1 protein-coding gene is annotated in these 262 nt (G+C 62.6%); it reads right to left on the bottom strand.

What is annotated here, in order from left to right; genetic code table 11:
- On the bottom strand, positions 1 to 262 hold a 262-nt coding region (locus CYR32_RS21340), incomplete at both ends, for a DUF2345 domain-containing protein (protein WP_146000758.1).

The following is a 262-nucleotide window of genomic DNA, read 5'->3' as shown; positions in this document are numbered from 1 at the left end:
GCCTGCAGCTCCACCGGCCCCTGGTTGGCGATAAGCCGGATACCCAGTTTGCGCACAAACACGCTCAGCGCCTGACCTACGCCGATAAAGAGCTTTTTCGCCACGCTGATATCGGCGTTGTTTCCGGCGGTAGCGATAAGGTTCTGACCGGCTGACAATTGCAGGTGCTCCCCGCTGGCCAGGGGCGCGCCCTGCGGGGCGTGCATCAGCAGCACCGCCTGTTTCAGTGCATCCAGGCTCTGTTGCAGCAGCGCGATTTGCG

The sequence above is a fragment of the Chimaeribacter coloradensis genome (genome assembly GCF_002858715.1).
Taxonomy (GTDB): Bacteria; Pseudomonadota; Gammaproteobacteria; order Enterobacterales; family Enterobacteriaceae; genus Chimaeribacter; species Chimaeribacter coloradensis.
The sequence above is the reverse complement of the archived record's forward strand: the minus strand, read 5'-3'. Positions and strand labels throughout refer to the sequence as shown.